Source organism: Collinsella ihumii (genome assembly GCF_030385545.1).
GTDB lineage: Bacteria > Actinomycetota > Coriobacteriia > Coriobacteriales > Coriobacteriaceae > Collinsella > Collinsella ihumii.
The window spans coordinates 212,379-234,796 of record NZ_JAUEIQ010000002.1 but is presented as its reverse complement, the minus strand read 5'-3'; the positions used below and the strand labels follow the sequence as shown (position 1 = coordinate 234,796).

Annotated in this window: 17 protein-coding genes and 1 pseudogene; 13 read left to right on the top strand and 5 right to left on the bottom strand. The window is 64.9% G+C overall.

The annotated features are described in order from the left end of the window. Positions 1 to 85: 85 nt before the first annotated feature. The 6 genes and pseudogenes from QVN30_RS03215 to QVN30_RS03195 all read left to right on the top strand — a co-directional run bounded on the left by QVN30_RS03215 (position 86) and on the right by QVN30_RS03195 (position 8,816). Positions 86 to 1,261, top strand: coding sequence for an MFS transporter (locus QVN30_RS03215; protein WP_066831722.1), 1,176 nt, complete (start codon positions 86 to 88; stop codon positions 1,259 to 1,261). Between the two features lie 6 nt (positions 1,262 to 1,267). Next, positions 1,268 to 1,504, top strand: a complete 237-nt coding sequence (locus tag QVN30_RS03210; RefSeq protein ID WP_079989127.1) for an HAD family hydrolase — start codon at positions 1,268 to 1,270, stop codon at positions 1,502 to 1,504. Positions 1,505 to 1,915: 411 nt separating this feature from the next. Next, positions 1,916 to 5,500, top strand: a complete 3,585-nt coding sequence (gene mfd / locus QVN30_RS03205; protein WP_289835459.1) for a transcription-repair coupling factor — start codon at positions 1,916 to 1,918, stop codon at positions 5,498 to 5,500. Positions 5,501 to 5,554: 54 nt separating this feature from the next. Continuing rightward, on the top strand, positions 5,555 to 7,543 hold the full coding sequence (locus QVN30_RS03200; protein WP_289835458.1) for a RecQ family ATP-dependent DNA helicase: 1,989 nt from the start codon (positions 5,555 to 5,557) through the stop codon (positions 7,541 to 7,543). Between the two features lie 118 nt (positions 7,544 to 7,661). Next, positions 7,662 to 7,727: pseudogene (locus tag QVN30_RS11440) on the top strand (zinc-ribbon domain-containing protein); the annotation flags it as partial. A 78-nt stretch (positions 7,728 to 7,805) separates the two neighbouring features. Beyond that, complete coding sequence (locus QVN30_RS03195) at positions 7,806 to 8,816, top strand: hypothetical protein (RefSeq protein WP_289835457.1); 1,011 nt, start codon at positions 7,806 to 7,808, stop codon at positions 8,814 to 8,816. A gap of 51 nt (positions 8,817 to 8,867) precedes the next feature. Here QVN30_RS03195 and QVN30_RS03190 read toward each other — a convergent pair whose 3' ends face one another. Continuing rightward, a complete protein-coding gene (locus QVN30_RS03190; RefSeq protein ID WP_289835455.1) occupies positions 8,868 to 9,824 on the bottom strand; it encodes a lactate/malate family dehydrogenase in 957 nt (318 codons plus the stop codon). A gap of 117 nt (positions 9,825 to 9,941) precedes the next feature. On the opposite strand from QVN30_RS03190, the gene metA reads away from it, so the two are divergent. Beyond that, the gene (metA, locus tag QVN30_RS03185; RefSeq protein ID WP_066831738.1) at positions 9,942 to 10,865 is read left to right on the top strand and encodes a homoserine O-acetyltransferase MetA; all 924 of its coding nucleotides are present in this window, start codon (positions 9,942 to 9,944) and stop codon (positions 10,863 to 10,865) included. 41 nt (positions 10,866 to 10,906) lie between these two features. Here metA and QVN30_RS03180 read toward each other — a convergent pair whose 3' ends face one another. Both QVN30_RS03180 and QVN30_RS03175 read right to left on the bottom strand, forming a co-directional pair. Continuing rightward, positions 10,907 to 12,010, bottom strand: a complete 1,104-nt coding sequence (locus QVN30_RS03180) for a 5-formyltetrahydrofolate cyclo-ligase (protein ID WP_289835453.1) — start codon at positions 12,008 to 12,010, stop codon at positions 10,907 to 10,909. A gap of 111 nt (positions 12,011 to 12,121) precedes the next feature. Continuing rightward, positions 12,122 to 15,151 (bottom strand): insulinase family protein, encoded by a 3,030-nt coding sequence (locus QVN30_RS03175; RefSeq protein ID WP_353738960.1) that lies wholly within the window; start codon positions 15,149 to 15,151, stop codon positions 12,122 to 12,124. A gap of 389 nt (positions 15,152 to 15,540) precedes the next feature. Here QVN30_RS03175 and QVN30_RS03170 point away from each other — a divergent pair, with 389 nt between their 5' ends. Next, positions 15,541 to 16,524 carry a DMT family transporter gene (locus tag QVN30_RS03170; protein WP_289835452.1) on the top strand — a complete coding sequence of 328 codons (984 nt, stop codon included), beginning with the start codon at positions 15,541 to 15,543 and terminating at the stop codon, positions 16,522 to 16,524. Between the two features lie 41 nt (positions 16,525 to 16,565). Here QVN30_RS03170 and QVN30_RS03165 read toward each other — a convergent pair whose 3' ends face one another. Both QVN30_RS03165 and QVN30_RS03160 read right to left on the bottom strand, forming a co-directional pair. Next, positions 16,566 to 16,694 (bottom strand): hypothetical protein, encoded by a 129-nt coding sequence (locus QVN30_RS03165; RefSeq protein WP_289835451.1) that lies wholly within the window; start codon positions 16,692 to 16,694, stop codon positions 16,566 to 16,568. Between the two features lie 12 nt (positions 16,695 to 16,706). Continuing rightward, positions 16,707 to 17,216, bottom strand: a complete 510-nt coding sequence (locus QVN30_RS03160) for a type II TA system antitoxin MqsA family protein (protein ID WP_289835449.1) — start codon at positions 17,214 to 17,216, stop codon at positions 16,707 to 16,709. Positions 17,217 to 17,936: 720 nt separating this feature from the next. On the opposite strand from QVN30_RS03160, the gene loaP reads away from it, so the two are divergent. From loaP to QVN30_RS03135, 5 genes are read left to right on the top strand one after another with little or no spacing between them, the layout of a single operon-like run. Beyond that, positions 17,937 to 18,443: an antiterminator LoaP gene (loaP, locus tag QVN30_RS03155; protein ID WP_289835527.1), complete on the top strand. Its 507-nt coding sequence runs from the start codon at positions 17,937 to 17,939 to the stop codon at positions 18,441 to 18,443. Positions 18,444 to 18,458: 15 nt separating this feature from the next. Then, on the top strand, positions 18,459 to 19,172 hold the full coding sequence (locus QVN30_RS03150; protein ID WP_289835447.1) for a sugar transferase: 714 nt from the start codon (positions 18,459 to 18,461) through the stop codon (positions 19,170 to 19,172). A 32-nt stretch (positions 19,173 to 19,204) separates the two neighbouring features. Then, complete coding sequence (locus QVN30_RS03145) at positions 19,205 to 19,993, top strand: glycosyltransferase family 2 protein (RefSeq protein WP_289835446.1); 789 nt, start codon at positions 19,205 to 19,207, stop codon at positions 19,991 to 19,993. Positions 19,994 to 20,006: 13 nt separating this feature from the next. Next, positions 20,007 to 21,491 carry a B12-binding domain-containing radical SAM protein gene (locus QVN30_RS03140; protein ID WP_289835445.1) on the top strand — a complete coding sequence of 495 codons (1,485 nt, stop codon included), beginning with the start codon at positions 20,007 to 20,009 and terminating at the stop codon, positions 21,489 to 21,491. Beyond that, positions 21,484 to 22,416: a glycosyltransferase family 2 protein gene (locus QVN30_RS03135; protein WP_289835443.1), complete on the top strand. Its 933-nt coding sequence runs from the start codon at positions 21,484 to 21,486 to the stop codon at positions 22,414 to 22,416. Before QVN30_RS03140 ends, QVN30_RS03135 begins: the two co-directional genes overlap by 8 nt. The last annotated feature ends 2 nt before the right edge of the window (positions 22,417 to 22,418 follow it).

The following is a 22,418-nucleotide window of genomic DNA, read 5'->3' as shown; positions in this document are numbered from 1 at the left end:
CTATCCGCTGGTGCAAACATGCCATGACGAGCCGGACCGCTCTTGTGCAGTCCGGCTTTTGCTGTGAGAAAGGGTCGGATCGACTATGAAAAAGAGCCTCATCGCCCTCGCCATGGGCGCGTTTGTGCTCGGATTCGCCGAGTTCGTCATGATGGGCATCCTGCCGGTCGTGGCGGAGGGCGTGGACGTGACCGTCGCCTGGGCGGGCAACTTCATCACGGCGTACGCGGTGGGCGTCTGCGTTGGCGCGACGATGCTCGTGGTCGGGCGCCGCGTGCCGCCCCGTCGGCTCATCATCCTGTTCATGGCGATCTGCGCTGCGGGCAACGCCCTTTCCGCGATTTCGGGGGATCCGATGATGCTGCTCGCAGGCCGTTTCATCGCGGGCCTGCCGCATGGCGCGTTCTTCGGCACCGCGACGCTCGCGTCCAAGATGCTCGCCGACCCCGGCCGTGAGGGCCAGGCGGTGGCGACCATGGTCCTTGGCCAGACAGTCGCCAACATGATCGGCGTGCCCGCCGGCACGCTGATGGCGAGCATGTTCTCCTGGCACGCGCCCTTTGTGTTCGCGGCGGCGTGGGCCGTGCTGGCGGCGGTGCTCATCCACCGGTTCGTGCCGGTGCTCGACGCCATCCCCGATGCGGGCTTGGCCGGGCAGTTCGCGTTTCTGAAGGCTCCCGGCCCGTGGTTCATCCTCGCCGCGGTCCTGCTGGGCAACACGGGCATCTTCTGCTGGTGGAGCTACGTCTCTCCCTGGCTGCAGCATATGGGCGGATTCGCGGAGAGCATGGTGCCGATGCTGCTGGTGCTGGCTGGTGCCGGCATGGTGGTCGGCTCGACGCTGGGCGGGCGCGCCGCCGATCGCCGGAGCCCGGGCATCGCCGCGGCCGCCGGCCAGTCGCTTGCCGGCGTGGCCCTGCTGCTCATCTTCCTGTTCGGTCGCGGCTCGGCGCTGTGCGCGCTGCTGATGTTCGTGGTCTCCATCGGGCTGTTCTTCGTTTCCAGCCCGCAGCAGATCTTGATGGTCGAGGTCGGTCAGGGCGGCGGTGAGCTGTTGGGCGGCGCCTGCGTGCAGATCGCCTTCAACGGTGGCAATGCCATCGGCGCCCAGGTGGGCCAGATGGTGCTGAACACGGGCGCGACCTACAACTGGATCGGCCTGGCGGGCGTGCCGTTCTCCATCGTGGCGGTGCTGTTGCTGCTGGCCTTTGCCCGTCGCTACGAGCGCCAGTACCACCTCAAGGCGACCGGTCGCGCCTAAAGGCGCCTGGCCGCCGCGCTGTCGGGGGCGGGTACATTCGGCGATTCGCATCTCGGCATCGAGCCCGAGGAGTGCGTCGCGTTCGGCGACGGCGGCAACGATATCTCGATGTTTCGATGCGTGGGCACGAGCGTGGCCATGGGTAACGCGTCGGACGAGGTGAAGGCGGCGGCGAGCCACGTTACACCGCACGTCGACGAGGACGGCATCGCGCGGGCCTGCAGGGACCTCGGGCTGATATAGGAGGGCGTCGAGAGGCTCCTTTTGGTCGGCGCTCCCTCGGGTGATGCCGTTGGGTGAACATGTCGCCTTTCGAGAAGAGGGGGGCAGGGGGTCAATGACACAGAATGGGCAATTTGGCACGCTAAAGAGAGCTAATAGAGGCCTCTAGCGTGCCAAATTGCCCATTCTGTGTCATTGACCCCCCGCTCGCCCTGATCGTAAGGCGCAACATGCCGTCGCTGCGCGAACCGAGTCGACCAACGTTCCCATGAGCGCCTCAGGTGTTCCCTGTGAACTTCCCGGCCGTTCGCCCAATTGCGATACGATACACATGACAACCTGTTTTCGCATCACCCGTTCGACCCGCTCGGACGGGCTTTTGGCATGAGGGGGCAGCCCGGGAGCGACCCGGTTGCCATAGGGAGACGAAACATGCTCATCCATCGCATAGCCGCCCAGCTCTACACGGCCGAGGCGCTGCAGACCGTCGAGGCGGCGCTCGCGGAGGGCCAAGACGCCACGCTCGCCGTGTCGCAATCCGGTCGCACGCTCATGCTCGCGGCGCAGTTCGCGCGCAATCCGCGCTCGACGGTCTATATCGTGTCGGGCGAGGACGCGGCCGACCGCGCGGCCCGGTCGCTGGCCGCGTACCTGGGGCTGGAGCACGTGGTGCGCTTTCCCGAGCGGACCGACTACCCGTGGAAAGACACGCAGCCCGACGACGCGGTCGTGGCGGCCCGCTGCGCGGCGCTCGGCCGCGTGGCGCAAGGGGAGCCGGTCATCATGGTCGCCTCCGCCCGTGCGCTGCTGCGTTGCGTGCCGCCGCGCGAGAGCCGCTACTGGGCGTCGACCATCTTTACGGTGGGAGAGGAGATTCCCTACGACGAGGTGCCGGCGCGCCTGGTGGGCATGGGGTACACCAGCTCGGATGCGGCAGATGCGCCGGGCCTGTTCCGCGTGCACGGCGACACCGTCGACGTCTTCCCCGCGCAGGCGACCTCCCCGGTGCGCATCGAGTTCTTCGGCGACGAGATCGATCGCATCCGCCGCATGGTGAGCTCGACGGGTCAGACCATCGGCGACGAACAGTCCGTCGAGATCTTCCCGGTCCGCGAGCTCGCGCTGACCGACGACGCGGTGCGCCGCATCTCCGCCGCGCTGTACGCGCCCGCCAAAAACGATACGGAGCTCGCCGCCATGCTCGAGATGGTGAAGGCGCGCATCGTGACCCCGGAGCTCGACCGTTTCATGCCGCTCATGTACGAATCGACCGTAAGCCCGCTCGCACACGTGAGCGACGACACGCTCGTGGTGCTCTCGGAGCCGCGCAGCCTGTTCGACGACTGCACGCGCGCCTATGAGGACCTCGAGCGGCGGGCGGGCGAGGCGAAGGTCTCGCATCTCGACGGCCTGTACGTGCGCCCCCAGCAGCTTGACTTCGGCCGTCAGCAGCGCCTGCAGTACGTGTCGATCATCCGGGCGGGCGGTGCGGTGACCGCTGAGCTCAAGATCGAGCAGCCGGCGCTCGCGGGTTCGGACAACCGGTTCATCTCGCGCATCCAAGAGGTGGTCAACAACCGCTTCGCCGTGGCGTTCGCCATCCCGGACCGCGGCGCGCGCGAATCGATGGAGCTGTCGTTTACCGACGAGTCGATTCCCTTTGAGGAGTCGCTGCAGGCCGCGCCCGAGAACAGCGGTTCCGTCGCAGGCGATGTGCACGTGAACGTGACGCTTCTCAAGCGCGATGCGGACAAGCTGAACGCGGCCGACCTCTCGGGTGCGCCCGCCATCACGGTGCCGACCATCACGCGCGGCCGCGTGACCTTCGTGGATGCGCCGATTCCCTCCGGCGTGGTCGTGCCCGATGCGCATCTGGCCGTGTTCTCGCTCAACGACCTGAACGCGCGCATGGACGCCAAGCGCGGCCGCCGGGCGCGCCGTCGGGTGGACGTGACCGAGGTCACGTTCCCCTTCAAGCCGGGCGATTACGTCGTGCACGCCACGCACGGCATCGCCTTGTTCTCCGAGATCGTGCGCCAGGAGGTCGCCGGCCGCGAACGCGATTACTTCCTGCTGGAGTATGCGGGCGGTGACAAGCTGTACGTGCCGCTCGAGCAGGTCGACCGCATCACGCGCTACGTCGGCCCGGACGGGGCCAACCCGCGCCTGACGCGCCTCAACACGGCCGACTGGACGCGCGCCACCAACAAGGCGCGCAAAAGCGCCAAGAAGCTCGCGTTTGACCTCGTCGACCTGTACACGCGCCGCAGCTCCATCACGGGGTTCGCCTTTGGGCCCGACACGCCCGAGCAGAACGAGATGGAGGAGAGCTTCCCGTACGAGCCCACGCGCGACCAGCTCGAGGCTATCGCCGACATCAAGGCCGACATGGAGAGCCCCAAGCCCATGGATCGCCTGCTGTGCGGCGACGTCGGTTTCGGCAAGACGGAGGTCGCCCTGCGCGCCGCGTTCAAATGCGTGGACGGAGGGCGCCAGGTCATGGTGCTGTGTCCCACGACGATCCTGGCGCAGCAGCACTTCGAGACGTTCTTCAACCGCTTCGCGCCCTTCGGCGTGGAGGTGGAGGTGCTGTCGCGCTTCCGCACGCCCGCCCAGCAGAAGCGCGCGCTCGCCGCGTTCGCGGAAGGCAAGGTCGACGTGCTAGTAGGAACGCACCGTCTGCTGTCGGCCGATGTGAACCCGCACGATCTGGGCCTGGTCATCATCGACGAGGAGCAGCGCTTCGGCGTCCAGCACAAAGAGCAGCTCAAGAACCTGCGCGAGCAGATCGACGTGCTGACGCTCTCGGCCACGCCGATCCCGCGCACCATGCAGATGGCCATCTCCGGCGTGCGTGACATGAGCCTCATCACGACGCCGCCGACGGGCCGCCGCCCGGTCGTCGTGCACGTGGGCGAATACGACCCCGATGTGGTGAGTGCGGCCATTCGCCTCGAGCTCGATCGAGGCGGTCAGGTCTACTACGTGTCCAACCGCGTGAAGACCATCGACGACGCGGTCGACCGCGTGCACGAGGTCGTGCCCGAGGCGCGCGTCGCCGTGGCGCACGGCAAGATGGGCCCGCGCGAGGTCGAGGACGTGATGGTGCGCTTCGCGACCGGCGAGGTCGATGTGCTGGTCGCCACGACCATCATCGAGAGCGGTATCGACAATCCGCGCACGAACACGCTGATCATCGAGGACTCGCAGCGCCTGGGCCTGGCGCAGCTCTATCAGCTCAAGGGCCGCGTGGGCCGCTCCGCTACGCAGGCGTACGCGTACTTCATGTTCCCCGGCGAGATGCCGCTGACCGAAGAGGCGACCGAGCGCCTGACCGCCCTGTCCGAGTTCCAGGACCTGGGCAGCGGCATGCGCATCGCCATGCGCGACCTTGAGATCCGCGGTGCGGGCTCACTGGTGGGCGCCGAGCAGCACGGAAACCTGTCGAGCGTCGGTTTCGACCTGTTCACGCAGATGCTCGGGCAGGCCGTCGCCGAGGCGCGCGGCGAGGACGGCGAGGACCTGGAGCAGACCGGCGTGGCCATCAACCTGCCCGCCGACTTCTACCTGTCGGAGGATTACCTGCCGGCGGTCGATCAGCGCGTGCTCATCTACCGAAAGCTTGCGGCGGCTGCGCTGCTCTCCGAGGTGGACGAGGTCCAGCAAGACTGCGAGGAGCGCTACGGCGAGCTGCCGCTTGCGGCGATGAACCTGTTCGATCGCGCGCGCATCCGCATCCGCGCGGAGCGCCTGGGGCTGGAAAGCGTGTCGCTCACGCAGGGGCGCCTGGTGTATCAGGGTGTCGACGTGCCCAAAACGGTCGCGTTCGAGCTCAAGAACAAGCTCGGTGCCATCACCTATCCCAAGACGCGCAAGTTCACCGTTCCGGCGCGTGCGGGCGCGGGAGCCGGAACCGGCCTGGGCCGCGGTGTCGATACGGGCGAGAACGGCTCCGGCGTCGTCGCGGCGGCGCTCGCGATCCTGACCCAGCTCGGGGCCTCCGGCGACGACGACTAGCGCCGGCGCGGCAGCGGGTATAATCCCCGCTATTGAGATGAGGAGGAGGACGCTATGCCGGACGCTAACCACAACGCATGGGATGCACAGGATGCATTGCGGCGCTACTTTGGATACGATTCATTCCGCCCTGGTCAGCAGCGTCTGGTCGATGCGATCCTGGCCGGTCGCGATGCGCTGGGCGTCATGCCCACGGGCGCCGGCAAATCCATCTGCTACCAGGTGCCGGCGCTCGTCAGGCCCGGCATCACGTTCGTCGTGAGTCCGCTCGTCTCGCTCATGGGCGACCAGGTCCGCGCCCTCAAGGCAGCCGGCGCGCGCCCGAGCTACCTCAACTCGTCGCTCACGCTCGGTCAGCAGAACACGGTGCTCAAGCGCGCGGCCGAGGGCTGGTACCAGATCATGTACGTGGCGCCCGAGCGCCTGCTCGAGCCGCGTTTTCTGGCGTTCGCGCAAGTGGCGGCGGCACCTGGCGGCATCGGCGTGCCTCTGGTCGCCGTCGACGAGGCCCACTGCGTCTCGCAGTGGGGTCAGGATTTCCGCCCCTCCTACCTCGATATCGCCGCGTTCATCCAGGCGCTTCCCGTCCGCCCCGTCGTGGCGGCGTTCACCGCGACAGCGACCGAGCGCGTGCGCGCCGACATCGTGCGCATGCTCGGCCTGCAGCGTCCGGAAACCGTGGTGACGGGTTTCGACCGCGCCAACCTTTTCTTCGGCGTCGAGGAGATGGGCGACAAGGCGAAAACCGCCTGGATCCGCGATTATGCGCTCAACCATGCCGACGAGAGCGGCATCGTGTACTGTTCCACGCGCAAGGCGGTCGACGAGCTCTACCTCAAGCTCGCCCACGCGCTCGAGCCACGTGGCATCCACGTGGCGCGCTACCATGCCGGCATGTCCAACGGCGACCGCACGGAAAACCAGGTGGCGTTCATCAACGACACGGCGCCGGTCATCGTGGCCACCAACGCGTTCGGCATGGGCATCGACAAGCCCAACGTGCGCTATGTCATCCACAACAACGTTCCCGAGAGCATCGAGGCCTACTACCAGGAGGCGGGCCGTGCGGGGCGAGACGGCGATCCCGCGAGCTGCTATCTGCTCTGGAACGGCAACGATTTTCGCCTGCGCCGCTACCTGATCGATCGCGAACCCGAGGACGAGGGGCTGGACGGCGAGGCGCGCGACATGGCGCGGCAGAATCGGTATCGGCTGCTGAGCGCTATGGAGGGCTACTGCCAGACGACCGGCTGCCTGCGCGGATACATCCTGCGCTACTTCGGCGATGAGGGCGCGCTGGGCGTGGAGCGGCCCGCGGACGCGGACGGGGCGGCAGAAGGGTGCGGCAACTGCTCGAACTGCACGACGCCCTACGAAACCGAGGACGTGACCGAGGTCGCGCGCAACGTCGTGCTGTTCGTGAGGGACTGCAACGGGCGCTTTGGTCGCGCGCTAGTGGCGGACGCGCTCCACGGCGCCAATACGGAGCGCATCCGCAGCTGCCATCTCGACGAGGCGCCCGGCTACGGGTCTCTGTCGTCGGAGTCGACCGGTCACATCAAGGACGTGATCGGGCAGCTTGTGGGGCGCGGCTATCTGGTGCAGTCGCAAGGCCAGTACCCGGTGGTCGGCCTGGGCCCGCACGCCGTGGAGGTCATGGCCGATAGCCCTGAGCAGCCGTTCGTCTTCACCATGAAGCGCCGCGCGGCCAAGCGTCGCAGCAACGAGCGCGTACGGCGCGCAGTCGATCTCATTCGGGAGGACGCGGCAGAGCCGTCCGCGCCGCGTCCGCGCCGTGCGCACGTGGGCGATGACGGCGAGCTGTTCGAGCGTCTTCGCGAGCTGCGGCGGGATTTTGCCGTCGAGCGGTCGTGGGCGCCGTACATGATCATGTCCGACAAGGCGCTGCGGGGCATCTGCCGCCTGCGCCCGGAAACGCGCGAGGAGCTGCTGGAAGTGCCGGGTATCGGCGAGAAGAAGGCCGACGATTTCGGCGACGCCTTCCTGGCCGCAGTCGCCTCCTTTGAAGACGAGCAGCGCTAGCCGGCGGATGGGTTGGTTGGGGACGGGTTCGTTCCAACCCATCCGTCCAAATGACCCGTCAAAACGTGTCGGCGCATGTAATAATTGACCTCACGAACTGTCTTGATCGGGGGTCGCCATGTTTTGCAGACACTGCGGGAAGAAACTGCCGGATGATTCGCAATTCTGCGTCTACTGCGGCACGAGCGTCGAGCCCACCTCGGTCTCAGATGATGAACACCCTGCCGCAAAGCAGATGAATACCGAGTCTGCGGAGGCCCCCGTGGAGTCTTCGGATTCCCGGGCGGCAAAGGTCCTTGGCACCCTAGGTTCCCGCCGCATGCTGCTCGGTATCGCCGTCGCTGCCGTCGTCATCGTCGTTGCGGTGGGCGGTACGATGACCTTCCAGCGCGCCGAGGCCGAGCGAATGGCAGCCGAGGAATTAGCGCGCGAACAGGAGGAACGACGGGAGATGCTCGCTGCATCCCATGACGTGACCATCGGCGTGGATGCAAGCGGGTGGGATACGGAGGAAGGCGGAACCCCGATGCCGGTCCTCATCAGCGGGACGACTGCGGCGGGCGAGGATTACGAGGAGCGGCAGTTCGTCGACAGCGACGGTGAGGGCATCGAGCTGGTTCCCGGCTCGTACGCGCTCAGCGTGGAGGCGTCGCCGTTCGGCGAATACGGGCGCATGTACGATTACCCGAGCGCGGACTTCGCCATCGCGGTCGACGAGGATCTTGCCGAGGGCGAGGGCATCGATATGTCCGACGACCTCGTGATCGAGCTTTCCTATCCCGACAACCTGACGCCCGATGGAGTCGAGCGTGCGCGCGAGATCGCGCTCGATGCGGGCTACGATGTGGCCGATGACCTGGCGGATCGCGCGCACGGGCGCTATTTCGACGAGGATGAGGAGGACGAGGACGAGTTCGATGCGTCCTCTGCGAACACCACGTCGACGTCCAAATCCGGCACGAACGTACGGACCTACGAGGGCGACTTCTTCGATATCGAGCTTCCCGTCGCGTGGGACATTCGGGTCGCGAGCGGCGGCGGGGACCTGCATGCGCGTCATACCGTCAGCTTGGAGGGCGAGGACATCCTCATTATCGATGTCATGTGGGGCGATGAGGATATCTCCGGTGTGATCACAGATGCCGCCGGTGTGCAGAAGCTCGGCGTGACCAGCGACGGAGGTGCGGTCATCGCATGGCGCGGTAACGGCCCGCGGACTTCGAACAGCATGGAGCTCATCGAAGAGGCCCTGGAGACCATCGACATCAAGTAGGGTTGGGTTATTTGGGGACGGCGTGACAGAAAGGCAGGGGAATTGTCACGCCTACCACCAGGTGAGGCGTGCGATGTTCTCGCGGATATGCGCGCAGCTGCCGTGGAAACCGGCGAGCTCGTCCTCAGACAGGTCGAGCTCGAATACCTGCTCTACGCCGTTCTTTCCGATCACGCAGGGCAGCGAGGCAAAGATGCCCTCTTCGCCGTACTGTCCGCGCATGAGCGTGGAGGCCGCCATGACGGCGTGCTCGTCGTGCAGGATGGCGGCGACGATGCGGGCGGCCGCCGCCGCGATGGCGTACTCGGTGCAGCGCTTGCCAGCCATGGCGACGTATCCTCCGCGTCGTGCGAGCTCCTCGACCTCGTCATGGTCGAATGCGAAGCGCTCGGGGTAATCGAGGGCCAGGCGGGAAAGCGAAACACCGCCGATCGTGGCGGGGCTCCATGCGGCGATCTGCGAGAACCCGTGCTCGCCGATCATGTGGGCGTCGATCGACTTGGGGTCCACATCACCGCATGCAAGCGAGATCTGAGCGCGAAGGCGGGCGGAATCGAGCGCCGTGCCCGTGCCGATGATCCTGCTCGGGTCGTATCCGGTAAGATGCCAGATCTCGGTCGCGATGACGTCGCATGGGTTGGAGATGTTCACCCATATGCCGGCAAAGCCGCTGCCCGCGACGCGCTCGGCAAAGGTGCGGCAGATGTCGGTCGTGCAGAACAGTTCGCCGTCGCGGTCGGTCGACGACGCCGCGACGTTGCCCGCGGCGTTGACGATGATGTCGCACCCGCTGAGCTCCTCGTACGCATCGCCGCAGTTCACGATTTTGGTGTTGTACGGGTGGAACAGCAGGGCATCGTGGAGATCCTGGACTTCTGCCGCGAGCTTCTTCTCGTCGATGTCGCACAGACGCAGCTCGTCGGCCAGTCCCTGCGAAAGCAGCGCGCTGGCGACGTGCGCTCCCACGTGTCCCATACCGATAATGCCGACAGATCTCGTGGTAAGCATACGGGCACCTTTCTCGCTGACTGGTTGGGAGCCCATTGTAGCGCGTTACAATGAACGCACGATTTCTTGTTGCCGGTTTTCGCCGCGCAGCCGAATCCCGCACAGAGGAGACGCTCCATGCCTATTCGCATTCCCGACGCCCTGCCCGCCACCGAGACCCTCGAGGGCGAAAACATCTTCGTCATGACGGAGTATCGCGCGATCCATCAGGATATCCGTCCGCTGCATGTGCTGATCCTCAACCTCATGCCCACCAAGATCGCCACCGAGACCCAGATCATGCGCAAGCTGTCCAACACGCCGCTGCAGATCGAGGTCGAGCTCATGCGCACCAAGAGCCATGAGGCGACGCACGTGGCGGCGAGCCATCTGGAGACGTTCTATCGAACCTTCGATGAGGTGCGCGACCGCCATTACGACGGCCTGATCATCACCGGCGCGCCGGTGGAGCAGATGCCGTTCGAGGAGGTCGACTACTGGGACGAGCTGTGCGACATCATGGAATGGTCGACCACGCACGTGCATTCAACGTTGCATATCTGCTGGGGAGCGCAGGCGGCGCTGTATTACCACTACGGCATCGACAAGTACGATCTGCCGGCGAAGGCGTCCGGCGTGTTCCAGCATCGGCTGATCAAGCCGTCCAGTCCGCTCGTGCGTGGCCTGGACGACCGCTTCTGGGCGGTGCATTCGCGCAACACGGGCGTGCGTCGCGAGGATGTCGAGGCCGTCTCGGAGCTGGAGGTCATCGCCGTGTCCGACGAGGTGGGGCTGTATATCGCGAAGTCGACGGACAGCAGGCGCTTCTTCGTGTTCGGCCATCCCGAGTACGATTCCGACACGCTCAAGCTCGAGTACGAGCGCGACATCAAGCGCGGCATCGACCCGCAGATCCCGGTCAACTACTTTCCCGATGACGATCCCACGAAAGAGCCGCTCAACGTGTGGCGCGCGCAGGCGCAGCTGCTCTACACCAACTGGCTGAACTACTACGTGTACCAGACGACGCCCTACGACATCCGCAAGGCGGGCGGGCAGTAGACTGCCAGGGCAAACGGGCCCGTCTCAAAAAGCCCGTCTCGCTATGCGCAGCAGATGCGGGCGAGTGTCCGGTCGTGTTTCTCGACGGGAACGCGGTCTACGCGCTGCGTCTCGAACGCGGCACCGAGGCCGATGCAGCCGGAATCCAGCTGCGGCAGGTATGAGTCGTAGTTGCCGCCGCCGTAGCCCAGACGATGCCCCTGGTCGTCGAAGGCCACAAGCGGGACGATCATGAGGTCAATGTCCCGTGGGTCGACGAGCGCAAAACTCCGCTCGTCTTCAGGCGACGGCCTGAACGATGCGACGGGACGATTGATGAACGGCGCCGCGCGCGCAAGGTAGTCCGCCTGCGAGACCGCGCGCATGACCATGTCCTGCCGTCCGCCGCCTGCGCGCTGCATGCAGGGAAACGCCACGACCAGGTCGCGCGCAAAGGCGGCCCGGATGCATTCGTCGAGGTCGACCTCGCTGTTCATGGCGGCGTATACGGATACGGTTGCATGCGCGGGCAGCTGCTCCAAAACATTGATGAGCTCGCGGCACAGCTTATGCGAGCGCGCGGCACGGTCGGCGGCATCCATGGCATCGCGACGTGCGAGCACCGCGCGACGCACGGTGCGCTTGGCCTGACGCATATCGATGCGCTCCGCCAAGACGCTGTAGGCAAGCACCAGGTCGTTCAGGCGCATGCGCGCGTTGGCGCCGCTCGTGGAGGGCAGCGCGACGTACTCGATGCCCCGCTCGCGCAGCAGGCTCCCGTCGAAGCGCCGGCACAGCTTGGCCGCAGCGCCGCCCGTGGTGAACACATGCGAGATGGGGGCGGCGTCAAGGATGCGCGTCAGGTCGTTGGGCACGGGGTCGGCGATGCTCGAGTCCGCGGCTCCCTCGATGGAGCACGAGGCGAGCACATCCCACAGGGCGATGCGGTGTTCGAGCAAAAACGATATGCGGGCGTCGTTGTCCACGAGCGCATGGTCTGGCAGAGCGAACAGCCGCTCCATGACTCGCCAGAATCGGTTCTGCGGGTGCCCGTAGAAAAAGCCGACGTTGCGAGAGGCGGGCGATGGCATCGTACCCAAGACGAGCACGCGCGAGCGATCGTCGTAGACCGGTTCGATGGTATGCGTCACGCGCTCGTGCTCCATTCATTCTCCTCTCGCAATGGGTTGATTGGGGACGGGTTCGTTTTTGCTCGACACCGTGTCGATCAAAAACGAACCCGTCCCCATTTGTTAGCGGGGTTCTGTGGTGCTCGATCAGCCAAGCAGGTCCACGGCATTCAGGCCGGCATGGCTGCGCTCGATGACCTCGCGCCCGCCGAACACGCACAGCGGCGCCTCCTCGGCAACGCGCGAGATGGTCTCGCCGAGCGCGCGCAGCTTGTCGGGCGTGGTGGCGAGCATGCCGTCACGCAGCTCATCTCGCCAGTTGACCGGGCGCTTGGTGAAGAACTCGATGTTCTGGCGACGCGTGAGCGCGTAGGGCTTGAGCGGCGCGTCGTGGCTGGCCACGCTGGACACAATGAAGCCCTCGAAGCTCAGCGGGTCGGGTTCAAAGGTCGAAAGCCAGGTGCCGGCGCCCGCGATGCGCTCGATCGAGGGATCGATCGCCGGGTCGCGATAGGTGTAGAAGCACAGCTGGCGGTCTGCGACCGCGCGGAAGCCGCAGCCGTAGGCGCCGCCCTTCACGCGGATCTCGTTCCACAGGTAATCGTAGGACAGCACGGTCGCCGCGACGCTCCAGCTGCCGTCCATGGCGAGCCCCATCGCGCGCGGGTCGGCGGCTTTCGCCACGTAGCAGATGTCGCTCGGGATGATGAACGCCTCGCGCTTGGGCTGCGGCATGGGCACGTAGAGCTCCTTGGCGGCGGCAAGGCGGGGCTCCAGGCCCAGCGAACCGGCGGCGTTCCAGAAGCGCTCGTAGTCCTCATCGGTTCCCGTGAAGCTCACGACCGTGTCCGTCGACGTGAAGATACGCGCCTGAAGGTCGCGCAGCTTCTCGACGAGATCGTCGGCGCGCTCGTCGAAGTGGTCGAGCAGGTCGCGCAGGAACTGGTAGAAGTCGACGCCGGAGATGCTCTCGGACACCATGCCGGCGGGCGACACGTAGGACCAGGCGCGGGCGAGCGCCGCCTGGTGGCCGGAGGTGATGAAGCCCTGCTCCATGCCGATGCGCATCTGGGTCAGCACCTCGCGGATGCGGTCGATGTCGTCGAACACCGTCTTGCCCCACACCTCGGCGGGAATGGAGGCGAGATGCTCGATCTTCTCGGTGAGGGCACCGGCGGCGACCGTCATCACGGGGCGGGCGAGCTTCCAGTTGGGCTGCGCCATGACCTCGGGTGCAAACGCGAGGAAACCCAGGTTGGAGCCGATATAGCTGTCCAGCTCAGAAGCGCTGCGGCAGGTGGTGCCGAGCTGCTTCATCAGGCGGGCGAGAATCGACACGTAGGGCAGCTCCGCATAACTGACGTGCGTGAGATCGAAGTACGCCATGAAGTAGGCGAGGCGATGCGTCGGGATGTCGTGCTTGAGGCAGGGCAGCGGCGAGGTGGTGTCGAGCGTGAGCGCGGGCTCGGGACGCGCCGGGCCGATGTCGGAGACGTGCAGGCGCGGCAGGGTCGCGCGGGCCTCGGGCGTGTCCTCGGCCTCCTGGACCGCGCGGAGGGCGGCGACGTTGTCGGCCACGGCCTTTAGGTCCGCGTCGCTCATGTTCGCGCAAAGCGCTGCGAGCTCGGCTGCCTCGGGATCTTCGGCCTGGTCGTCAGCATCGTGCGGAATCAGGTCGACGAGCGCGCTGTGCTTCGATTCGAGCACGAGCTCGCGCAGCAGGTTCTCAAAGTAGGGGCCGTCGAGCTCGCGGCGCAGCTCGGCGTAGATGGGGCCGTAGGTGAGCGCCGACGTGGCGGCATCGTCGTCGTACAGCCAGGTCGAAAGCAGGTCGCAGGTGATGGCCACGCCGTCGGCCACGCCGTAGTCGCGCTGGCGCAGCGCGTACTCCTCGCTGGAGAGCACGGCCTCGAGGCGGTCGCGGGGGATGCCGTTTTCGACGAGCCTGCGGCACTCGTCCTCGATGACCTGGCGGAACTCGCGCGCCACGCCTGGCTTTGCTCCCTGCAGCACGATGAGCTCGTAGGGCTGCAGGCACGCGGCGTCGGTGTAGCTCATGACGTTGCCGCCGAGGCCCGCCGCGAGGATGGCCTTCTTGACCGGGGCCTCGTTGGAGCCGAGCAGCGCGTCGAAGAGCACGTCGGCTGCGATCACGCGCTTGCGGTCGAGCGCATGGCCCAGCACGTAGGCCATGCCGACCTGCGCGTTCTCGGGTGTGGTGTTCATCGTGATGGAGTCGTACTCGCACACGACGGGCGCCTGCAGCTCGAGCGGGTTGGGATCGCCGGGGTTCTCGACCAGCGTGCCGGCCTCGCGCTTGAATGCGCGCGCGGCGGCAAGCGCGTCGTCGGACAGATAGCGGTCGTCCAGAAACGCGAGCACGCGGTCGGCGTCCATGTCGCCGTAGAGCACGATGTAGCTGTTGGCGAGGTTGTAGTGGCGCGCGTGCGTGTTGAGGAAGTTCTCGTAGGTGAGCGTGGGGATGGCGCGCGGGTTGCCGCCCGACTCGAACCGGTAGGCGGTGTCGGGATACAGCTGGCGCATGATCTCGTTGTCGAGCACGTCGGTGGGGTCGGACAGCGCGCCCTTCATCTCGTTGAACACGACGCCGTTGTAGCGCAGGCCGGGGGTGTCATCGGCGGTGTCCGAGGCCTGCTCCGCAGCGTCCGCCTCGTCCAGCTCCAGGTGCCAGCCCTCCTGCTCGAAGATGGCGCGCTTGGAGTAGATGGCCGGGTTCAGCACGGCGTCCATGTAGACGTCCATGAGGTTTAGTAGGTCCTGCTCGTTGGTCGACGCCACGGGATAGATCGTCTTGTCGGGGTAGGTCATGGCGTTCAGAAACGTCTGCATCGACGTCTTGATGAGGTCGACAAACGGCTCTTTGACCGGGAACTTGGCCGACCCGTTCAGCACGGAGTGCTCGAGGATGTGGAACACGCCGGTGTCGTCGGCGGGAGGGGTCTTGAAACCGATGGCAAAGGACTTGTTCTCGTCTTCGCATGCAAGGTAGAGCAGCCGGGCGCCCGACGACGTGTGGCGCATGACGTAGGCGTCGGCATCGAGCTCGTCGATCGTCTCGTCGCGCTCGACGGTGAAGCCGTGCAGCTGGGTGCCGGGGGCCAGCAGCTGGTGCGCGCGCTCGCGCGCCGGGGTGGCAGATGAGGTCATATCGGTCATAGGGATGGTCTCCTCAAGGTTGAACGTACATGGCTATTATGCAACCTGATCGCGAAGGATGCTGCCCTCACGGGGAGGTTCCGGCGGAGCGCCTCGTCGATTCAGGCTTTTCCGTTGCCCATGGTTATACCCGGTATCGCGCGCACATGCGTCCGAATCGGCTGCGGCTTTGCATCGTGCTCGCATGAACCCACATCCGTGGTGAGTTTATCGAGGGGTGTTCGGTGGGTTCGGTGGCCTGCGCCGTTTGCCGAGGGCGCGCTACAGCGGGCTGAAGTGAGTTTTACGCGTGGCCGGAATTGTCATAAAGCACCCTATCAACCTGCGGAATCTTACGTTATGGTAGTCGGGCTGGAATCATGCTGAACACAACGTGTCGAGGGGGATCTATGGGCGTCAAGACGGGTGTGACCAAGCAGGAAGCGGTGCCTTCGGGCGTCGATGCCGGCTCGCGTGCCGCTCGTCGCGCGTGGCGCGAGCGCTTGAACAACGAGGCGTCGCGCAAGCTGCTGGTCGGTGCCCTCGCGGCCTTTCTGGGCGGCTCGTTTTGGGGCTTTTCCGGCACGGCGGCGAGCGCCCTGTTCGACGTGTACCACGTCGACACCATGTGGCTCATGAGTGTTCGCCAGCTGCTTGCGGGCGCTCTGTTCATGATCATCATCCTGCTGTTCGACCGCAAGCGCTTCGTCCAGCTGTGGACTACGCCCGAGCATCGTCGCCAGCAGATCATCTTCACGATCTTCGGCCTGCTCGCCAACCAGTTCTTCTACCTCAGCGCGGTGCGCCTCACCAACGCCGGCACCGCGACGGTACTGCAGTGCCTGCAGCTCGTGGTCATCATGGGCTACACCTGCGTCAAGGGCCGTCGCCGTCCCCGCAAGCGCGAGATTGTGGGCCTCATGCTGGCGTTCGCGGGCACCGTGCTGATTTCCACGGGTGGCGACCTCACGCGCCTGTCCATTCCGCCGCTGGGCCTTGCCATGGGCTTGCTCACCGCGCTGGGCGCGGCGCTCATCACCATCTTGCCGGTCAAGATCCTGCCGGTGTACGGCTCGACGATCGTGACGGGGTCGGCCATGTTCCTGTCGGGTATCCTGACCAGCATTTTCGTGCAGCCGTGGAGCAACCCGCCCGCGCTCGACGCCGGCGGCCTCGAGATGCTCGCCGTGTTCGTTCTCATCGGCTCGTTTTTGGCGTACCTGCTCTACATGCAGGGCGTGAAGAACGTGGGCAGCATGCGCGCCGGCCTCATCGGCACCGTGGAGCCCGTCTCGGCCACCGTGACGAGCGCGATCCTGCTGGGCATCGCGTTCGCCCCCACCGACATCGTGGGCTTCGTCCTCATCATCGCGATGATGTTCCTCACGGTGTAGGGGAGGCGCTGGCGGCGGGAACGTTGCCGCCGCATGCGCATCTACGCCTGGAGCTTCTCCTTTAGGGCCTCCTGCAGCACCTGCGAGAAGTTGAAGCCGCGCTGCTCGGTCTGCCCGAATTGCCCGCTGGTCGCAATTGCCCTGATGACACATACTATAATATGTGTCATCGGATATGCTTGCTACATTCTGTCTTCCTGCGGTTTGGCGCTGTTTCCCTCCGGATACGCGAAGGCGCGGGCGAGGCGCAGGGACTTCTCGCTGATTGCCCCTTCCGCCAAAGGGATGATCAGCCGTGCGCCTTCGGGCGTGGAGGCGATGCGGATCATGCGGTCGTGCAGCTCGTCGGGCAGGCTGCCGTTCTCGTAGCTGGCATAGGTCTGCTCGCCGAAGCCCAGATACCGGCTGAACTCGCGTAGCGACATACCGTACCGCGCGCGAATCGCCTTGATGTCTTTGGTGAAGAGCATGTTGTGGCGCGTGCGGTAGGCATCGTAGGCGCGGTCGATTGTGGGGCCGTCGATTCTCGTGTTTCCGATGTCCTGCCCGCAGAGGGGGCATACGGCTACCGGAACGTTGTCGAGGATGATCTCCTCGCCGCGCACGCGGTGCCGCTCGGTCCTGATGTCAAGAACGGCTTCGACTTCCTCGTCGCAGTACGGGCAGAACGTATTAAAGGTCTTTTGCTCCATCGTGAGCCTTTCTCAAGCTGGTTGGGTTCTGAGTGTAATTATGTCATTACATTGATGAGCTCAAGACGAGAGTTTGGGAAGAGGTGCGGGGAAGTGTGCCCACTCGATTGGGGGAGCCAACCTTGGGCTGCCGCTGGATGCGGAAGTCGCACAGGCGCCATTGAGTCCGGCTATCCCATACCGAACCCTTACATTCATGTGGTTCGTGCGTGATGTCGGGGTGTTTAACCATTGTTATCGCGTTGGCGAAACCTATGGTCATCTGGTGCAAAAGCGCAGAGCGCACCGTGTGTGCAGGGATGAAATCCATGTTGCGCAACGAGCGTCCGCAGGCAAGGTGATATAGTAAGGGCGCTTCCTAAACTGCAAGTTTCATCGTGTCGTTTTGGAAGGTCTGCTGCTGGGCGCCGTGTGCGCAAGGCGGCAGATGAACATATCCGTTGGACGGGCAATCGTCGCTGAGTGCGCGTTGGTTATGCCATCGGAGGATGAATATGCCGAACGGGGCCTTTTGCCATGCAAGGGGTCAAGTGGAAGCGTATATGTGCAGGCGAGGCGCGCCCAGGGCGTGTCTGGCTGCGTGCGTTCATTCCACCTGTGCGCGGGTAAGCCCGCAGCACGGCGGTTCGGCGTAGCTCCGCCGATTTTCAGACATAGCCAAAGCCATAGCGAGGCAGATGCCCCTCTTCTTCCAGCAGTAAGGGTCGGACTGCCGTGGAGATGTACGTGCTGCAGGTGCCGGGCGGCCGCGAGTGCGCGGCGCGCGACCTGCTGGTCAAGCTGCTGAGTGACCGCGTGGGGGAGTGCTTCGTGCCCCTGTGCGAGGTCATGCGCCGCCGAGGCGGCGAGTGGCGCCGCGAGGCGCAGCGGCTGTTCCCGGGTTACGTGTTCGTGACCACGGACGACATCGCCGGCCTCGCGCAGAGCTTGCGCGAGCTGCCCTTTTTCGCCAAGGTCATCGGCGGGCATGACGAGGTGTACGTCGCGCTGCTGCCCGAAGAGGTCGCATGGCTGCAGGCCCTCACCAACGTGGAGTCGCATACGGTCGAGCTGTCGAGCGGCGTGATCGAAGGCGACCAGGTCAAGATCTGGAAGGGCCCGCTCAAGGGCCAAGAGGCGCGCATCAAGAAGATCGACCGCCACAAGAGGCTGGCGTTCGTGGAGATGCACATGTTTGGCCGCACCAAGGTGATCAAGGTGGGGCTGGAGATCGTGAGCAAGGTGTAGCAGCGGGTCGGGCTGATGGATTCTCAGGTTGACAAGGGAATAGGGGTTAAGACTTCGGGGCGCCGTACAGGCTTTGTCGCCCCACCACGGGACGACACCGTGCTGGCGCCCAAGCCTGGCGGCCTCGGCTACCGAATCGTGAAGCGCGCCTTCGACGTCGTGTTCTCCGCGGGCGTCGTGGCCGTGCTGGCGGTGCCCACGGCGATCGCGTGCGCTGCCATTTGCGCGGACTCCCCGGGCATGCCCTTCTTCCGCCAGGAGAGGGTCGGCCTGAACGGCAGGACCATCCGCATCTTCAAGCTGAGGACGATGGTGGCCGACGCCCACGAGCATCCGGAGAGGTACATGACCGCGGAGCAGCTCGAGCGCTGGTCCCGCGAGCAGAAGCTGGACGACGACCCCCGGATCACCCGCGTGGGCCGCTTCCTGCGCAACACCTCCCTCGACGAGCTGCCCCAGTTCCTGAACGTGCTGGCGGGGGACCTCTCCGTCATCGGCCCCAGGCCGGTGACGCTCGAGGAGACCTACGAGTTCGGGAACGGCCGCGACGAGTTCCTGTCCGTGAAGCCCGGCATCACCGGGTGGTGGCAGGTGACCGAGCGCAACGCAGCCACCTGGGAGAACGGCGACCGCCAGATGCTCGAGCTCTTCTACGTGAGGCACGCGTCGCTCGCGCTCGACTTCCGCATCTTCGTGAGGACCTTCAAGGCCATGGGGAGGGGGCAGTGACGTCTTCATCTTTGCAATCTGTCTCGTTCGTCGTGCTTACCTGGAACTCTGCCTCCTATGTCCGCGAGTGCGTCGAGTCGGTGCTTTCGCTCGGGGGTCTGCTCCAGACGCTCTACGTCGTGGACAACGGCTCCTCCGACGGGACCCTCGGAGTCCTCTCCGGCATCGCGGCCCGGGACCGCAGGCTGCGCGTGCTGCCCCAGCCCGAGAACCTGGGCACCACGGTCTCCAGGAACATCGCCCTGAGGCTCGCGCTGGAGGACGGGTCGGGCTACGTCTGCGTGCTCGACTCCGACACGGTCGTCTCCCGGGCGGCGGTCGAGGGGGCGGTTGCCGCGCTCGGGGCGGATCCGTCGATCGGCGTTGCCGGGCCCACGCTCGTCTCGCCTGAAGGCTCGGAGCAGATGTCCGGGCGGGCTCTGCCCACGCTCGGGATCAAACTCAGGAAGGCGTGCCCCATCGGGCGCGTCCAGGCTGCCGGGGAGGGGATGGAGCGCCCGGCGGCTCCCGTCGTCGACGGGGTGCAGGACGTCGGCTACCTCATCTCGGCCTGCTGGGTGATGCCCGTCTCCACGCTGCGGCGCGTCGGCCTGCTCGATGAGCACATCTTTTACGCTCCCGAGGACGCGGACTTCTGCATCCGCGTCTGGAGGTCCGGCCTCAGGTGCGTCCGCGTCCACGGGGAGCCCGTCGTTCACCTCTACCAGAGGATCTCCAAGAGGAGGCTCGTGAGCAGGATGAACCTCGAGCACGTGAAGGGGCTCGCCCGGTACTTCCTCAAGCACCGCTACCTCTTCAATCCAGGGATTCCACCGAGATAGGAAGGTTTTCATCTTGAAGGTCGTATTCGTGAACCCGCCTTTCAAGGCAGAGCACGGCAAGTTCGCCCGCGAGAACAGGAGCGCCGCGATCACGCGCTCGGGCACCCTCTACTACCCGCTGTGGCTCATCTACGCGGCGGCGGTCTGCGAGGCGGACGGCTTCGACGTGTCGTTCCTCGACGCGCCCGCCAAGCCGATGGGCGAGGGGGAGTCTCTCGAATGGATTGCGGGGCACGGCGGCGGAGAGGCGAGGCTATTCGTCCTCGACACCTCGACCCCGTCTATATACTCCGATATCGCGTTCGGGGACAGGCTCAAGGAGCTCTACCCTAGCGCCTTCGTCATGCTGGTGGGCACGCACCCCTCCGCGTTGCCCGAGGAGACGATTCTGAACTGCAGAGCCGTCGACGCGGTCGCCCGGCACGAGTTCGACTACACCGTGCGCGACGTCGCCCGTGCGCTCAGGGACGGCGCCGACCCCCTGTCGGTCGACGGCCTGACGTACCGCGACGGGGAGGGCGGTGCTGCATCCAACCCGGACTACCCATATATCACAGATCTCGACCGGATCCCTTGGGCGGCGCCCTTCGTAAAGGAGCATCTCAACCACCGCGACTACTTTTTCGCGGCATCTGCGTACCCGGAGATCCAGATCTTCACGGGGCGCGGGTGCCCCGCTCGATGCGCGTTCTGCGTCTACCCGCAGACCATGCACGGCCACCGCTACCGTGTGAGGTCCATCGCCGACGTCATCGGGGAGGTCGAGTACATTCGCGACAACTTCTCCGACGTTAAGGAGATAGTCATCGAGGACGACACGTTCACCATCAACAAGAAAAGGACCATGGAGTTCTGCGACGAGATGATCGCGCGCGGACTCAACAAACGCTTCCGTTGGCTCTGCAACGCGCGCGTGAACCTCGACTACGAGACCATGAAGAGGATGAAGGAGGCGGGCTGCAAGCTCATCATCCCCGGTATCGAGAGCGGCAGCCAGGAGATTCTGGACAACATCCGCAAGGGCACGACCGTCGAGCAGGTCAGGAGGTATGTAGCGGCGGCGAAGAAGGCCGGCCTCGCGATCCACGCCTGCTACATGGTTGGCAATAAGGGCGAGACGAAGGAGACCATGCAGAGGACCCTCGACTTCGCTCTTGAGCTCAACACCGACACCGCGCAGTTCTACCCTCTCCTGCCGTTCCCCGGCACCGAGCACTGGCGTTGGTACAAGGAGGCGGGGTACATCAAGGGCGACTACTCGGACTACGTCAAGGAGGACGGTACCATCAACTCGCTTGTCGAGCTCCCGAACCTTTCCTCAGAGGAGATGGTCGAGTTCTGTGACGAGGCTCGCAGGAAGTACTACTGGCGCCCCCGCTACATCCTTCACAGACTACGCGTCGGCCTGACGGACCCGGAGGACCTGAAGCGCTCGCTCAAAGCATTCGGACGAATCAGAGGCTTCCTGTTCAAGAGCGGCGGCAAGCGTCATGCCTGAGACGGTGGCGATTCTCTTGGCGACCCACAACGGAGAGAGGTACATCGCCGAGCAGCTTGAATCCATCGGGAGGCAGACTCACCGGGATTGGCATCTTTTCGTGTCAGATGACGGTTCCTCTGATGGCACGCTCCGGGTGGTCGAGGGCTTCCGGTCCCAGAATCCGGATAAGGTGACTATTGTCTCCCAGGGCCATCGCATGGGGGGAGCAAAGGAGAATTTCTTCCATCTCATGCGGGTTGTTCCGCGCGGTTTCAAGGCCTATTGCTTTTGCGATCAGGATGATAGGTGGCTTCCTGAGAAGATTGAAAAGACCCTCGCGGCTTTAGAGGCAATCGGTTCCGAATCGGGGGATTGCCCTTGTCTGGCATTCTGTGATGCTCGTGTGGTAGGAGCGGACCTTGGCCTTATTGACAGCTCGTTCGTTTCGTTCACCGATGTCGATCCCGCGGCAACATCTCTGTCGGAGCTTCTGGTGCAGAACCCGATTTCCGGTGCGGAAGTTATGGTGAACGAGCGGGCTCTGGAGCTTGCGTCGCGGCCTTCCAATTTAGAGGGAATCGACATGCATGACCAGTGGCTTGGGCTGGTAGTTTCCGCTTTCGGAAAAATGCAATATGTCGATGAGGCTCTTTTCGAGTATCGACAGCATGGTGATAACGAAGTCGGTGCTAAGAAGATGGGCTTGGGATCGATCATATCTAAGGCGCGAATTGCGAAAAGCTCGCTCAGGAAAAAGGAAGTGCAGGCCGCGCGTTTCGTCGAAGAATATCGCAACATTCTGAGTCGTTCCCAGACTCTGCTTCTAGAAGGATTCGCATCGATTGAGCAATTATCGAAAATTGCGCGGATAGAGTTTCTCAGAAAAAACGGGGTCCGCATGAATGGGCTGCTCAGAAATGCGGGCCTGTATGCTTTTGTGTAGCA